Raw genomic sequence first — 15206 nt, forward strand, 5'->3', positions numbered from 1 at the left:
TTATTCAGTAACCTCCTTACGCCGCATAAAAATCAACAGCGGAATGGCAATGATCGTGACGACCACGAAGAGAAGTGTATTAACTGCCGTACCCAGTCCCCAGTTGCCTTCTCCAAAGGAGCGCAGAATAATCGTGCCGACCACCTGTGACGCGTTGCCTGGTCCTCCACCGGTCATGACATACACTTCCGAGAATACTTTGAGACCACCGATCAGCGTCAGCATCAGATTAATGTTGATGGCTGGCAACAGCAGCGGCAATGTTATTTTGAAAAAGCTTTTCCATGAACTTGCGCCGTCAATTTTGGCGGCTTCATAATACTCTTGGGAAATGGATTGCAAACCGGCCAGATAGATAGCCATTTGAAACCCTGCGCTCTGCCAAATGGAGACAATGGCAATGGTCCAGATGACGATGGACGGATTGGTTAGCCACGCCTGACTTAACGAATGTAACCCCACAGCTTCCAATAAGCTGTTAATCGTCCCCTCCGTGCGGAGCATCGGTGTGAACAGAATGCTAATAACGAGAATACTCAGAATCGAAGGGGAATAGAAGATGGCACGCAGCAGGTTTTTGGTTTTTAATCTCATATTCAGAGCCACGGCAAGCAGCAGACCAATGAGGTTTTTGCCAATGACCGTGACAATCGCAAAAATCGCTGTGTTTTTAAGTGCCAGGATAAGTGTTTTATCCGAGAAAATTTTCTCGAAATTGGCCCATCCAACAAACGTCAGATCAATTCGATCCAGCCGCCAGTCTGTAAAAGAGTAGTAAAAAGCTGCGATAGCCGGAACTACAAAAAAGATGGAGTAGATAAGCAGTGCCGGAAATACCATGTAATACGAATATAAGTTTTTTGCCCTTTTCATGTCTCACGCTCCGTTATGACCAGACAGCATATCATTCAAGAATGACATGCTGCCCTGTATTTCACTGCTTAGAAACCGGAAATGCCTTTATCCTGCATCAGTTGACTGAACTTCTCATCCCAGGATTTGAGGACTTCCTCCGGAGTCAGACCGCCAGCAAATTGATCCTGCAGCAGCCTGTATAGCTCACTGCGATCAACCAGCATGTAAGCATCTGTCGTCAGCACGGTTTTCTTGGGCGTGATGTAATGGTCTACGATATCTTGCTTGTACGCAGGTAGTTCCGGAGTCGTCACGTCGTTAAGATTGGATACATAACCCTTTGAATCTACGATCTTCTGCGCGATTTCCTTGGAGGCGATAAAGTCCAGGAACTTTTTGGCTTCTTCCAGATGTTTGGATTTCTTCGGAATGAACAGTTGTCCACCGAGCGGGCTTGCCCCCAGGCTTGCATTCTCTGAGGAAGGAATCGGGAATACGCCGAGCTCCATGCTAGGGTCCTGCTCCGCAACCCCTTCGATTAACCAGTCTCCCATAAACATCATTGCCACTTCTTTGTTCAGGAATTTGCCTACCGCCATATCATAGCTGTCGCTAAGCACGTCTGTATTGGTATACCCCTTGGTATACACTTCGTACTGCTGCTCCAGGAATGTTTTGAATTCCGGAATATCGGACCATTTTCTCTTGTTGCTATTCAGATCATCAAAAAAGGTAGGATCATTTTTGGCAATGAAGTCAGCAAAGGCAGCAGCGGGCCAAATGTTCGCGGCCCAGGCATCTTTATAAGGCATAAAGACAGGAGTAATACCGCTCGCTTTGATCTTTTCGCATATCGCCAAAAATTGCTCGTAGTTTGTTGGAATGGACAAGCCGAGCTCCTCAAAGATCTGCTTGTTATAAACAACCCCTTGCATACCCGTATCCTGGCTGACATGGAAGCTGTAGAGGTGCCCGCCAGAGGACAGCACATCTTTGTTTACAATTCTGCTGGCCCAGGGCTCATTATCCAGAATCTCGAAATTGCGTTCAAGATTCAGATCCGTAATCGCGCTGGCCAAATTATATTGAATGATGTCGGGCGTTTCATCCACAGCCAGCTTGGTTTGCAGCACGGTCGTTGTTTGCTCAGCCGGAATGAGCTGCAGATTGACAGTAATATTGGTCTGTTTCTCAAATTCATCGAGAACATCCTGTTGAATAAAAGCGGAATCCTGAGAGCTCTTGGAAATGGCCAACTCCAGTGTGACCTTGGCGTTCTTGTTGTCGCTGCTTGCAGACGTGCCAGAATCAGTACCTCCTGACCCACAAGCGGTCAACGAAATGGACAACAAGCTGGCCAGAACAATAGATGCTGCTTTTTTTCTTTTATGCGTTTTCAATGCAAATCCCCCTCTAAACCATGTAATGAATCCGTTTGCAAGTCCAATTATAAAATCTTAATCTTCTCCGGTACATGTCTGTGGTTGAACATTTATGTGTAAAATCCTGAACTTGAAATCGCTATCATTTCATTCAGACGCATGATACAGTAAGACGTGATACAGCTAAGTTTCGTAGCATAATAGAACAGGAGGCTTCTCAAAGAATGGTCAAATTCATACATAGAGCTACACAGTTCAGCTTGCAGACCAAAGTGTTTTTAACATTTCTGGCATTGCTTTTGTTCGTGCTTGGCTGTTTTATTGTTTATGTAAACCTTGTCGTTATCCGGCCGCTCAAACAAAAAACAGAGGAGGATACACGGGTCACTGCCACAAAAGTGCGAGAACAGGTCGACTTATACGTAGAGCAGCAAAACCAGATGTCCCAGCGCATATTGTCCAATAAGGATATCTTCACAACGATGGACAAGAGTTCCTCGGCTCCAAGTAATTATGAAAGATTGAAACAAATCCGGAAGCTAAAAGATATTATGTTCCAGGCTATTGGCCCCAGCATGAACATCAAGGACATGTCCATATATGATAAACAAGGCGTACTGCTCACATCGTATCTGGGTTCAGAACATCCGCCAACGATCCTAAGCACCATGATGGAAAACAGCAAAAGTGGACGAGAGTGGAGCGGGAACGGTTTTATCCTGCTCCGACAGACTGATACCATCTTCTTCGTCCGCACGGTCAACGATCAAAATGGCAAGTTATATGGATATCTTAGTATTCAGATGGATCAGGGCTATATTCAAAACCTTACGGAAGGAATAACCGCAGGGGATGTTTTTATCCTGAACAAGCAAGGTGAGCAAATGACTGGCTCCGAACCAAAAGGGAATATATTGGAATGGACAGAGCCTGTAACCGATGAGGGGCTGGCCGTCGACGAACAAAATAATTACGTTACCCACTCCACATCTCACAAAACGGGGTGGATAACGTTTATCGTAACACCGAAAAACTCGGCTTTAGGTTCGATCCATTCGGTACAAAGCATGTCCATTTTGCTGATTACTGCCTTGATCCTCATTTCTTTTGTATACATTTTCTTCTCTACACGGAACCTGTTGCTTCCCATTCGCAAGCTTCGCAGTCAGATTTGGCGCATCAACTACAGCAATATGAAGCTGAAAATCGATGATCGGCCCAAAAATAACGACCTGCTGCTGCTGAATGAAGCTTTTCAGGATTTGATGGAGCGATTACAGGAGTCCATTGACCGCGAGAAGAAGGCAATGCATGAAGAAGTCACCGCACGGAATTCCGCACTGCAAGCTCAGATTGCTCCTCATTTCATTCATAACGTTCTTTATTTGATCAGCATTGCTGCTCAAGAGGGGAAAACCCGGGTCGTGTCGGATATGTGCAAGCATCTGTCAGACAGTTTGAGGTATATCGTTTCATCCCCTTATGCGCATGTGACCATAACGGATGAGCTTGAGCATACGAGACATTATTTGTCGTTGGTACAGCAAAAGTATGAAGATGATTTGGAATGGAACATCCATGCGGATGCACTGACGAGTGAAATTCGGCTGCCGCGGTTGGTCATCCAGCCATTCGTTGAAAACTGTATTGAACATGCATTTTTCAACACGACACCTCCTTGGCGTATCCAGATTACCGTGAAGCAGTATAACGGATTATGGGCTTTGGAGATCAAAGATAACGGAGAGGGCTTCCCACCAGATAAAATTAAAGAGATTTTGTCCAATATTCAGAATTCCGGATCGGGTATGAATCAACCTGCTAATCGCCAGACAGCTCTTGGCAACATGGGGATCGTCAATAGCGTTAATCGGCTTAAACTGATGTATAGCAATCGGCTATTTTTTAATATATACAACAATCATTTGGACGAGGAAAAAGGGGCAACCATTCAAATCATCGGTTCGATGACGAAGGATTTTTACTGAGCACAGGAGGAATATACCATGTACAATATCATGATCGTTGAGGATAGCAAACCGATATTACGCAATATCAAAATGCTTTTGGATAAGCTGAACTTTCCAATTCACGTGGCTGTTACGGCCACGAATGGGGAAGAAGCGCTGACAGCGCTTCAGAAGCATTCCATTGATCTTCTGTTGACCGACATACGAATGCCCAAGATGGATGGCTTGTCCCTAATTGAGCAGGCAAAGCTTGCCCAGCCGGGTTTGAAGGTCATTCTACTTAGTGGGTATAGCGATTTTGAATATACGCGAAAAGCATTAAATTTGCAGGTTTTCGACTATTTGCTGAAACCTATCGAGCTGGAAGCTTTGGAAGAAGTCATGAGCAGAGTTATTAAACAGCTTGATAACCAAAGGTCAAGGAACTTTCATGAATTGCAGGAGATTGTTGATCCCCATGATTATGCTGAACTCAAGCCAGAAGAACATTCTGCTTTTTTAAACCAAATGATGATCGTTCTGCGGAGGCAGCCTTTCACCCCGGAACGGGAACGATGGGGGCAAAAGACGTTACAGGCTTCATTGGAGGATTTTTTTGCTCCACGCCCCTGTAAAGTGTTTTTGAGCCAAACTCCGCAGCAATACATCGTTTTTGTGAACAGGAGCATTCTCGATCTGTATTCTTCTGTACATGAATGTCTCGAATCGTTGCGGCGGCATCTGTATGCACAAGGTATGGATACAACCATCGGGGGACAGCCGGCATGGTCGGAAACCGACGATAATCTGTCTGAACTTTACCACCAAATATCGTTTATTTTATTGACACATCAGCGATTGAACAATGGATTGGTGTTGGATACCAGAAATTCAGTCACCATGACAAGAACCGAAGCAGGCTGTCTGGATTCCATAAGTGAATCGTCTTTTGTCCATATGATACAAGCTCATCAGAAGGAACAGTTCGCCCTCAAGCTCTCCGAGTTGATGAATCAATGGAGGGAGGAAAACGTGCATGTAAAGGAAGTGGAACGATTTATCGGATTAGTAGTGGATACATTCGCACATTTGATTGAAGAACAGGGTTCGGGAATTAGGCTTGGTCTGGATCTCAGAGCAAAAAAGCTATGGGATGGAGTAACTTATGGCGATTTTTGCCGAGAATTAACGGAATGGATCGGACAATGTTTTGAAATGCTTCAATCCCATGGACGGAAGAGCAGAGAAGTTCTATTTGAGCAAATGGATGAGTACATCCAACGGAACAAGTATACTCAAATATCCATCAATGACATTGCTATGAAGTTTCACGTCAGTCCCTCGTACGTCAGCAGAGTCATTAAAAACGTAACGAATGTCACATTTGTTCAGTATTACAGCAAGCTTAGGATTAAGGAGGCATGCAGACTCATGGAGTGCCAGCCTGAGATGAAGTTTAAGGAGTTATCGGATTTGCTTTCGTTCAGTGATCAGCATTATTTCTCCAAGGTGTTTAAGGAATATACGGGACTCAGCCCGACAGAATACAAAGAAAGATTGTATAATCGGTAGTGGTCAATGGATGGGAATGGTCGTATATTAATAATATGTGGTCATCTGGACAAACACAGATCCACATTGTGCTATAACTAACGATTCTACATAAAAGGACGGGGAAACATGGACTTTAAACCACTTGCTTCATTTATGGACCGCATCACATCCTGGAGAATTCCGTGGGCAGAGGTGCTGGTGATGCATCAAAATGATACCGTTTTCCATTACCGTAACGGTTTCGCCAACCTGGAGGAGAAAACGCCGATTGGCGATGGAGCGATCTTCAACCTCTATTCCATGACAAAGATCATGACCTGTGTGGCTGCGCTTCAACTTGTGGAAAGAGGGCAAATATTGCTAAGCGATCCGGTATCCGACTATCTGCCAGAGTATGCCGAGATGAAGGTGAAGAAAACACTGTCGAACGGAGAAGTCAGGCTGGAAAAAGCAACAAGGGTGATAACAGTACGCGATTTGTTTACGATGACTGCGGGTTTTTCCTATGACGTTGGATCACCGTCTATTCAGGAAGCGGTGAAGAGTACGAACGGTACATTATCGACACGGGATTTTGCGAAAGCGCTCTCCAATGAACCCCTTCTGTTTGAACCAGGTACACATTGGAACTACAGCATGTGTCATGATGTTCTTGGAGCCTTGGTAGAGGTAGTAAGCGGCAGACGCTTTGGTACGTATCTGCGGGAAGAAATCACCGGACCGCTTGGCATGAATGATACAGCATTTGATCTGAATGATGAGCAGCAGGCTCGCCTAATACCGCAGTACGTGTACAATGATGAGCTTGAAGAAGCCGTACGTATGGACGGGAACGGATTCCGTGTAGGTACGGAATTGGAGAGTGGAGGCGCCGGACTATTGTCCACCGTTAGCGATTATGCCTTGTTCCTGAACGCCCTGACTGGGCGCGGTACCAGTCCGGAAGGTGTGCGCATTCTGTCACAGGCTTCAGTGGATTTGATGCGTACGGACCATCTGAACGACATGACCCGTAGTGATTACTCATGGGATCATATGAACGGATACGGCTATGGGCTGGGTGTCCGTACTCATATCAGCAAGTCAGGCAGCGGCTCGCTAAGCCCTCTCGGGGAATTTGGATGGAGTGGGGCTGCCGGATGCATGGCCATCATTGATCCGGACTCCAAGCTCACCGTTATGTATGCCCAGCACTTATTGAACAATCAAGAGCCATATATTCATCGACGCTTGCGCAATATTGTCTACTCCTGCTTGTAGTCATTCTTACAATGAAAAACAGGGACGCGAACATGACCTGCACCTCCAATTGTTGATAATGTCTAACAATTGGGGTGCAGGTCAGCAACGCAGCCCTGTTTTTATTTTTTTCTTGAATTGAGATTCGGGGGTATTGCGACTATGTAGAGGTTATTCGATTAACCAAGTAGATACCGATCGACACGAACAGCAATGCAACTAGATTTTTCAATTCCATAATCGTTTCTCCCAGAAACAACGCTGATAATAACGCGCCAAACACAGGGATAAGAAAGTTAAATACAGACACTTTCCCCACTTTGTTATATTTAAGCAGTAGATTCCACAAGCAAAATGCGGTTGCTGACAATAAAACCAAATAAATTAAGTTACCCGTAGACTCCAACGTAAAATGCGTAACACTCCCACCAAGCAAGAATCCCAGGAGGGTAAGCACCAGACCACCGACAAACAGACTAAAACCCGTAATGATCAAGACATCGATGGAGGTTGTTAAATGTTTGGCGTAAATGGCTGTAATGGAAAAAATAAGAGACGCCATGATAACGAAACCTTCCCCGGTGAATGAAAACGAGAATGCCAGTAGGTCTGAATGGAAATTAACAATGATTACGCCGATGAATCCAAGCAAACAGCCAACAACTTTATTTTTGCTGAGCTTATCATTCTTATAAAGAAAATGGGCTAGAACCACACTGAAAAAGGTCGCTGTTGCATTCATGATTGAGCCTTTGACGCCGGTTGTATTGGATACACCCACGTAAAAAAACATATACTGTAATCCAGTTTGCAATACGCCAAGCATGGTTAAACTTGCCCACTGACGCCTGGACAATCCAAACTTCTTCTTTCTTACGATACGAAACAGGATCAAGAGTAGTAAGCCCGCCAATATAAAGCGATATCCAGCAAATACAAACTTTGAAGCAATATCTTCTGGCATTATGCCAAAGGCAACATACCCAAGCTTAATGGAAGGGAATGCACTCCCCCATAATAAGCAGCATAAACTTGCGATTAGTGTTACTAATAATGGATTGCTGAATTTGTTCGGTTGTTCAATTGCTTTTATCTCGTTCACGGTCATACTTCTCCTCGCATTGGTTACATATGTACATGTGCTTATAGCACTTCCTCAATGACCATATCACAAACTGTCACCGCTTGTAATAAAAAATCATGAAACGTAATAATATGGGCAAATAAAAAAGAACCTGGATAATTTATCAGGTTCTTTTTTATTGCATATAAAAAGGCACGATGATATAATCAGATCGCTCCTAATTTATTTATTAATTTATAGATATTCCATCCTATATCTTAATATTATCATGCCGCGAAACTCTTGTCAAAAGTTTTTTTCACAATTTAATGGTTAGGGGAGATACGGAATGAGTTCTATGGTTCTCGGTTTTCAGGAAATGGAAAAGACGCAACTTTTTCTCGTGGGTGGAAAAGGGCTGAATCTAGGGGAGTTATCCAAGATTAAAGGAATACATGTACCCGAAGGATTTTGTATTACAACCGCTGGATATCAAAAAGTCGTTGAACAAAACGAAGCATATCACGCTTTGCTCCATCGACTAACGATGCTAAAAGCAGAAGATCGAGCTCAAATTGGTGAAATCAGCCGCGAGATTCGACAACTCATTATGGACATGGAAATTCCCTCCGATGTAGTGAGAGCAGTTGCTCACTATTTCTCCCAGTATGGCGAGGAGCATGCTTATGCAGTGCGTTCCAGTGCGACTGCTGAAGATTTACCCCATGCGTCTTTTGCGGGTCAACAAGATACGTACTTAAATATCATTGGCATAGAATCCATCTTGCACCATATCAGCAAATGCTGGGCTTCTCTGTTTACGGATCGAGCGGTGATTTACCGAATGCAAAATGGATTTGACCACAGTCAGGTTTATTTATCCGTTATCGTTCAAAGGATGGTTTTCCCGCAGGCTTCGGGAATTTTATTTACCGCTGATCCCGTTACCTCCAACCGAAAGTTATTGTCCATCGATGCCAGCTTTGGCCTTGGAGAAGCGTTAGTCTCAGGCTTGGTATCTGCCGATGGTTATCAAGTCCAGGAAGGGGAAATCGTCGATAAGAGGATAGCAGCCAAGAAGTGGGCGATCTATGGATTGAAAGAAGGCGGAACAGAGACCCGGCAGATCGATCCTGATCAGCAACAGGCTCAAACACTTACTGAGGACCAAATTTTGGAATTGGCACGTATCGGAAGACAAATCGAAGCTCATTTCGGCCACCCGCAAGATATTGAATGGTGTTTGGCGGATGATACCTTTTATATTGTCCAGAGTCGTCCAATTACGACTTTATACCCGATTCCTGAAGCGAATGATCAAGAAAATCATGTTTATTTGTCCGTTGGACATCAACAAATGATGACAGATCCCATAAAACCATTGGGATTGTCTTTTTACCTGTTAATTACTTCTGCACCTATGCGTATAGCCGGTGGGCGGTTGTTTGTTGATGTTGCACCTATGTTGGCTTCACCTGCCAGAAGGGAACCTTTTTTAAATGCCATGGGTTCCGATCCGCTCATAAAAGGCGCACTCATGACCATAATAGAGCGAGATTTTATAAAATTGTTACCCAATGATCAAACCGCACCGGTTCCGAGCAGAAGTCATACAGATGCACCGGCACAATTCGAGAACGATCCGACCATCGTTTCTGAATTGATCAAGCGTAGTCAAACATCGATAGAAGAGTTAAAACAAAACATCCAAACGAAATCAGGATCGGATTTATTAGATTTTATTCTGGAAGATATCCAGGAATTAAAGAGAATTTTATTTGACCCGCAGAGTACGGCTGTGTTTATGTCTGCTATGAATGCTTCATCCTGGATCAATGACAACATGAAAGAGTGGTTGGGCGAACTAAACGCAGCTGATACGCTTTCTCAATCTGTGCCAAACAATATTACTTCGGAAATGGGTCTGGCGCTATTGGATGTCGCAGATGTGATTCGTCCCTATCCAGAAGTCATTGCTTATTTACAACACGTAAAAGATGATAACTTTTTAGATGATCTGGTGAAGTTTGCTGGTGGGCAGGAGGCCCAGGCTGCGATCTATGCTTTTCTTGGGAAATACGGAATGCGATGTTCTGGAGAAATCGACATCACCAGAACCCGTTGGAGCGAAAAACCAATCACACTTGTCCCGTTAATTCTGGGCAACGTCAAGAACTTTGAGCCTAACGCCAGCCAGCGAAAGTTTGAGCAAGGGCGACAGGAAGCTATGGCGAAAGAACAGGAGTTATTAGATCGGTTAAAGCAATTGCCAGATGGTGAACAAAAAGCAAAAGAAACCAAACAAATGATCGACCTCATCCGGAATTTCATCGGTTATCGGGAATATCCGAAATATGGATATATTAATCGCTTCTTCGTTTATAGGCAGGCTTTACTGAAAGAAGCCGAACTACTTGCACAAGCGGGTGTTATCCATAACAAAGAAGATGTGTATTATCTCACTTTTGAAGAACTTCGCGATGTCATACGCACCAATAAACTGGATTACCAGATCATTAGCAAACGAAAAGACGATTACAACGTTTTCGAGAAACTAACTCCACCACGCGTTATCACGTCCGATGGTGAAATCATTACCGGTAGGTACAACCGAGATAATTTGCCGGCTAATGCGATTGCAGGTCTACCTGTTTCTTCCGGTGTGGTAGAAGGAAGAGCGCGTGTCATTTTAAACATGGAAGATGCCGACCTGGAAGACGAAGATATCTTGGTCACTTCTTTTACTGATCCTAGCTGGACACCACTGTTTGTATCCATAAAAGGTCTGGTCACTGAAGTTGGCGGTCTGATGACCCATGGAGCAGTGATTGCACGTGAATATGGCTTACCCGCAGTTGTCGGAGTAGAGAATGCGACCCAATTGATACAAGATGGACAACGCATTCGTGTGCATGGAACAGAAGGGTACATTGAAATATTGGAATAGCATGTTAAGAAGGATGAGTAAGATGGGTGTCCATGGATTATTTTGCTCCAAAACACCTCGCAGGATGCCGCCGAAATGGCGGCTTTTTGTGTGCAACGGGCATTGTTCACAAGATAACATCGTAGGTTTTTATCCCTTGACATAAAATGTCATTAAAAAGATAATATTTGTAAATTCAGAAGGGGGAGGCGCTTCTACATCAGACTTAGTTTTATCTATGGCATCTACTTAAGCGTAATAATATCAGTTGTCCCCTCACGCCATTATTACTTTAAAGGAGTGTAGTCATGTACGATAAAATCGTAGACATTTTGTGCTCTATCAAAGAAGACCAACCGGAACTTCGTCCATTGTTATCCCCGGCAACAGATCTCAATAACGATATAGGTCTCGATTCACTGCAAATGATTCAGTTTATGTTAAAGGTTGAAGATCAGCTGAACGTTATCATTGATTATGACCAATTCGATTATGAGCACCTTCAGTCGATCGACACATTTATGACTTTTCTGAAAAGCTGCCAGACTCAGGAGCAATCATTGTACGAAGATGTCCAGAAGTGAGGCTGGTGTGAATCCAACGGTCGTTATGGGTACATTTGATCCCGAAACGCGTTGGAGGGATCCGAACTTGGCAAAGTTACCCGCTATGCCTGATAAGGACCGGGAATCCATTGTCTTATGTATGGACGAGCTGTTATTCCCATTCTGCGGGCCCGACGACATCCTCTACAGCCGCTGTAAAATCGATCCGAAGCTGTACGATTACCTAAATGGTTTAGGCTTTTCTTTCCGAAGCCGTTATCACTTTGATCTGAATGATGAGACCAAGTCTCTTCCTGGACCGGACATTTTCAATCCGTGCATATTCATTCTGGCTGCTGGCGGGCTACAGCCTGAAACGTTATTGACCCACAATGTACAATGTCTCTCTCCTTATGCCGTTACGGCTGATACGGAAAAGTATCTGCATGGAACCGGACTAACGGGTTCTTTGCCGGACCTTGAGACGGTTAAGCGTGTAAATTCCAAATTCTACTCCAACCGACTCCTGAGCAGAATCGGAGTGAAGTGCTACGGCATGGAGGTGAATAGTGCAGTGGAAATGGAGGCTGTCGGAAATACGTTGCTGAAGCGAGGGGCCTATTTGTTGAAAGACCCCTTCGGTGTATCGGGCAAGGGGAACCTGCTCATCGATAGCGAAGCCATGCAACGAAGGATAGCAGAGCATCTGGTAAAGCAGGAGAGAAGAGGATTGCGCTCACAATTCCTGCTGGAGCCACTGCTGAGAAAAGAGATTGATTTCAGTTCACACTGGTTCATTCGAAAGAGCGGTGAGAAAGATTTCATTTCCGTTCAGCAGATGGTGAATCAGCAGCAGAATTACGGCGGTTCTATACGAGCCGAGGAAGAGTTGATCCTTCAGCTGAAAAATGTCGGTTATTTCGACGTGATGGAAAAAGCACTCCAGATATTGGCGGACGATGGTTATCACGGCTTCGTTTGCTTCGACTCCATGATTCTGGAGGACGGAGAGGTCGTCCCCATTGTAGAGATCAACGCTCGCAAATCCATGGGCCTCATTAATGCTTATCTCGATAAAGGCTTAGAGATTTATGACCATACCGGCCTGCTCACTTTCCTTTCCTTGGGTCTGCCTGAAGGCTTCACATTCGGAAAATTGCTGGACGCTCTGCATGTATCCGGCCTTCTATTTACAGGCAAAGGGGGATACGGAATTTTACCTCTTTCGTCTAACACCTTAATGGTGAACCATTTGATCATATCTCGTCGTATATCCGAGGGAATCCAGAGTAATCGGGGCATGCCGAAGGGACGGTTGTATATCTCGGTGGTGGGCCGTGATGATGAACATCGCAGAGAACTGATTTTAAGTCTGAGGAACATACTCGCCGACTTGTGCATTAAAGTGTACAACTAATCTGGAATGCGGAGGCTGCGCATGAATTCAGTTTCGGTTACCCTGCTTGCGTCGGGCAATTCGCTTGGTGCATACATTCCGGCTATGCATCTGCACACGTACCTGCAAGATCGAGGTGTTAGAACGCAAGTTCACGTTCTGGAGAACCTGTATCACGAAGAAATCAGGTGCAAGATTCATTCCACCAAAAAAGCATTCCATGCCGATTTCTCCGTTGCTCTTATGGGCCATAAGCTGGCCAAGCCTGTTGACTCCTCCCTGAATGAGGCGGAAGTCCAGCGACTGTTGGACACCTGGATACGTGACGGTGTATGCCGCTTTGCTGTGTTTACCGGTTTCTGGCTCCCGATCCTGGAGCGCTACAAAACCATGGCACAGACGCCTCTGGATATTCAACTGATCCGGTTGGATGCGTGCGATACGCCATCGTTTAAGGTACACAAGTCTTCGTATCCTGCCTACGATAACATCTGGCTTTACGAGCCTTCAAGGTTGTCTCCGGATTACTATATTGCTTCAGATGAAAGGGAACTTCTGCCTTATGCGCTGCGTACGGGACGCATTCTGGTCCATGGCGGCGGCTGGGGGATCGGGACGTACGCAGCAACGATTTCAGAGCTTCGTCAACTCGGTTACCCGTTGGATGTGATCGTGTACGATCCTTCCGAGGTGGAAGAGGACGATGGGGGTACACGGTACTTCGGAACAGATGCTTCATGGAACCCGTGGAGCCGGAATGCCCAGGGGTGGCATACGTTTCCGCCAATGAACCGTTATGTGCGTGAAGATGGTATTCTTCGGGAAATTCCGCTTGGTGATTATTCCGTTTACACGGACTTGATGCGCAATTGCGCTGCAATGATCAGCAAGCCGGGAGGAGCGTCACTGAACGACTCGCTGTCTTACGGAATCCCTTTTGTCATGTTAGAGCCGTTCGGTGACCATGAGCTTCAGAATTCAAACTATTGGGAGTCCTGCGGTTTCGGTATCCGATTTGCGGAATGGAAAGCCCTAGATTACGCGGAACAACATCTCGAAGAAATGTACAGACGTTTGCTGAAGCAGCGTTTAAAAATCAATCACTTGGGGAGGAAAACACATGCAGCCGAAAACAGCAGTTACGTTTGACCAGCTGACATTCCAAAATATGAAAAGAACCCTCGTTCCACTGGCGGAAACGGGAAGGAAACGCCGGGAAGACCCGACGTATGCAGCACCCGTACCTTATGAGATCGGAATCAAGCTTAATAACGGCTGCAACCTGCGCTGCAAGCATTGTTTTGAATGGAATCCAGACGGTTTCCATCACGGCTTTGCCAGTGAAGTGAAGAGAGACGAAATCGAGATTCCTGTCGTGGAGAAACTGTTGGCCGAAACGAGAGAACGCAAATCACGTGTGTTCCTGTGGGGAGGAGAACCGTTATTCTACTCCAAGTTCGATGAACTGGCAGAACTGCTGGCCAAGGAAGATCGACACACGACCATTTGTACGAACGCGATTCTCATTGAACAAAAACTTGATTCCATTTTGAAAATGTCAAAGAATCTGGTTATGCTGGTGAGCCTGGAAGGTTTCGAGAAAGAGAATGATGCCATCCGGGGCAAAGGCACGTTCAAAAAAGTGATTCACGCCATACAGCTGCTGTTGGATCTGCAAAAGCAGGGCTTGTACCAAGGCAAAGTGTCCGTAGCTCTGACCGTAAATGACCAGATGGTTGACCAGCTTTATAGCTTGATGGAATTCTTTGAAGAGATGGGCGTGGATTCCGTTTACTTCTGCTTCCCATGGTACATCCCTTCTGATACAGCGGAAAAAATGGACACCTACTTTGATGCCCACTTTCCGCATCTTGCCTCCCGCTTTGCGAGCGACCACAAGAACAGCTGGCACTCTTTCACGTTCCACATCTCGCCGGACCGTTTCGATACGCTAATAGAGGAATTTAAACGAGTCAATTCACGTGTGTGGAATGTACGTATCCGCTATCAGCCAGCGTTGGAGCCCGAAGAGGTAGAAGGTTTTATTCGCGGTAGCGAAAAGCCAGCCATGAATCGGACCAAGTGTTTCTCGATCTCGAATCGGATGGACGTGATGCCAGACGGTAAGGTTAATCCATGCAAATTTTTCCCGGAATTCAGTGTTGGTAATTTGTACGAAGAAAGTGTGGCCGATATTTTCCATGGTGAGGATCTGCGAAAACAGCGGGAGATTCTGGCCTGCGGTCTGACACCGATTTGCTCGAAATGCGTGCTTCTGTATAACAACGGAGTTTAAT

General features: G+C 45.2%; 11 protein-coding genes. 8 read left to right on the forward strand and 3 right to left on the reverse strand.

Annotated features, from left to right (window positions below):
• Positions 1–873, reverse strand: coding sequence for a carbohydrate ABC transporter permease (locus ACFTRD_RS11680; RefSeq protein WP_379379918.1), 873 nt, complete (start codon positions 871–873; stop codon positions 1–3).
• A 68-nt stretch (positions 874–941) separates the two neighbouring features.
• On the reverse strand, positions 942–2255 hold the full coding sequence (locus ACFTRD_RS11685; RefSeq protein WP_379379920.1) for an ABC transporter substrate-binding protein: 1314 nt from the start codon (positions 2253–2255) through the stop codon (positions 942–944).
• Between the two features lie 206 nt (positions 2256–2461).
• Here ACFTRD_RS11685 and ACFTRD_RS11690 point away from each other — a divergent pair, with 206 nt between their 5' ends.
• The 3 genes from ACFTRD_RS11690 to ACFTRD_RS11700 all read left to right on the forward strand — a co-directional run bounded on the left by ACFTRD_RS11690 (position 2462) and on the right by ACFTRD_RS11700 (position 7000).
• On the forward strand, positions 2462–4225 hold the full coding sequence (locus tag ACFTRD_RS11690; RefSeq protein ID WP_379379922.1) for a cache domain-containing sensor histidine kinase: 1764 nt from the start codon (positions 2462–2464) through the stop codon (positions 4223–4225).
• An 18-nt stretch (positions 4226–4243) separates the two neighbouring features.
• Positions 4244–5758, forward strand: coding sequence for a response regulator transcription factor (locus tag ACFTRD_RS11695; protein WP_379379924.1), 1515 nt, complete (start codon positions 4244–4246; stop codon positions 5756–5758).
• A gap of 108 nt (positions 5759–5866) precedes the next feature.
• Positions 5867–7000: a serine hydrolase domain-containing protein gene (locus ACFTRD_RS11700; RefSeq protein WP_379379926.1), complete on the forward strand. Its 1134-nt coding sequence runs from the start codon at positions 5867–5869 to the stop codon at positions 6998–7000.
• 139 nt (positions 7001–7139) lie between these two features.
• Here ACFTRD_RS11700 and ACFTRD_RS11705 read toward each other — a convergent pair whose 3' ends face one another.
• Complete coding sequence (locus ACFTRD_RS11705; RefSeq protein ID WP_379379928.1) at positions 7140–8081, reverse strand: DMT family transporter; 942 nt, start codon at positions 8079–8081, stop codon at positions 7140–7142.
• 310 nt (positions 8082–8391) lie between these two features.
• Between ACFTRD_RS11705 and ppsA the strand changes: the two genes are divergently transcribed.
• The 5 genes from ppsA to ACFTRD_RS11730 all read left to right on the forward strand — a co-directional run bounded on the left by ppsA (position 8392) and on the right by ACFTRD_RS11730 (position 15205).
• Positions 8392–10989, forward strand: coding sequence for a phosphoenolpyruvate synthase (gene ppsA / locus ACFTRD_RS11710; RefSeq protein WP_379379930.1), 2598 nt, complete (start codon positions 8392–8394; stop codon positions 10987–10989).
• Positions 10990–11276: 287 nt separating this feature from the next.
• Positions 11277–11552: a phosphopantetheine-binding protein gene (locus ACFTRD_RS11715; protein ID WP_379379932.1), complete on the forward strand. Its 276-nt coding sequence runs from the start codon at positions 11277–11279 to the stop codon at positions 11550–11552.
• 67 nt (positions 11553–11619) lie between these two features.
• The gene (locus tag ACFTRD_RS11720; RefSeq protein WP_379379934.1) at positions 11620–12930 is read left to right on the forward strand and encodes a hypothetical protein; all 1311 of its coding nucleotides are present in this window, start codon (positions 11620–11622) and stop codon (positions 12928–12930) included.
• 21 nt (positions 12931–12951) lie between these two features.
• Complete coding sequence (locus ACFTRD_RS11725; RefSeq protein WP_379379936.1) at positions 12952–14058, forward strand: glycosyltransferase family protein; 1107 nt, start codon at positions 12952–12954, stop codon at positions 14056–14058.
• Positions 14030–15205, forward strand: a complete 1176-nt coding sequence (locus ACFTRD_RS11730) for a radical SAM protein (protein ID WP_379379938.1) — start codon at positions 14030–14032, stop codon at positions 15203–15205. The genes ACFTRD_RS11725 and ACFTRD_RS11730 overlap by 29 nt, the downstream gene beginning before the upstream one ends.
• Position 15206: the final 1 nt, after the last annotated feature.

Source organism: Paenibacillus sp. NPDC056933 (assembly GCF_042674385.1).
GTDB lineage: Bacteria > Bacillota > Bacilli > Paenibacillales > Paenibacillaceae > Paenibacillus.

Bases quoted from the DNA above. Each gene is read 5' to 3' on its own strand.
- ACFTRD_RS11680 (WP_379379918.1), bottom strand. From the start codon at position 873: ATGAAAAGGGCAAAAAACTTATATTCGTATTACATGGTATTTCCGGCA.
- ACFTRD_RS11690 (WP_379379922.1), top strand. From the start codon at position 2,462: ATGGTCAAATTCATACATAGAGCTACACAGTTCAGCTTGCAGACCAAA.
- ACFTRD_RS11695 (WP_379379924.1), top strand. From the start codon at position 4,244: ATGTACAATATCATGATCGTTGAGGATAGCAAACCGATATTACGCAAT.
- ACFTRD_RS11700 (WP_379379926.1), top strand. From the start codon at position 5,867: ATGGACTTTAAACCACTTGCTTCATTTATGGACCGCATCACATCCTGG.
- ppsA (WP_379379930.1), top strand. From the start codon at position 8,392: ATGAGTTCTATGGTTCTCGGTTTTCAGGAAATGGAAAAGACGCAACTT.
- ACFTRD_RS11715 (WP_379379932.1), top strand. From the start codon at position 11,277: ATGTACGATAAAATCGTAGACATTTTGTGCTCTATCAAAGAAGACCAA.
- ACFTRD_RS11725 (WP_379379936.1), top strand. From the start codon at position 12,952: ATGAATTCAGTTTCGGTTACCCTGCTTGCGTCGGGCAATTCGCTTGGT.
- ACFTRD_RS11730 (WP_379379938.1), top strand. From the start codon at position 14,030: ATGCAGCCGAAAACAGCAGTTACGTTTGACCAGCTGACATTCCAAAAT.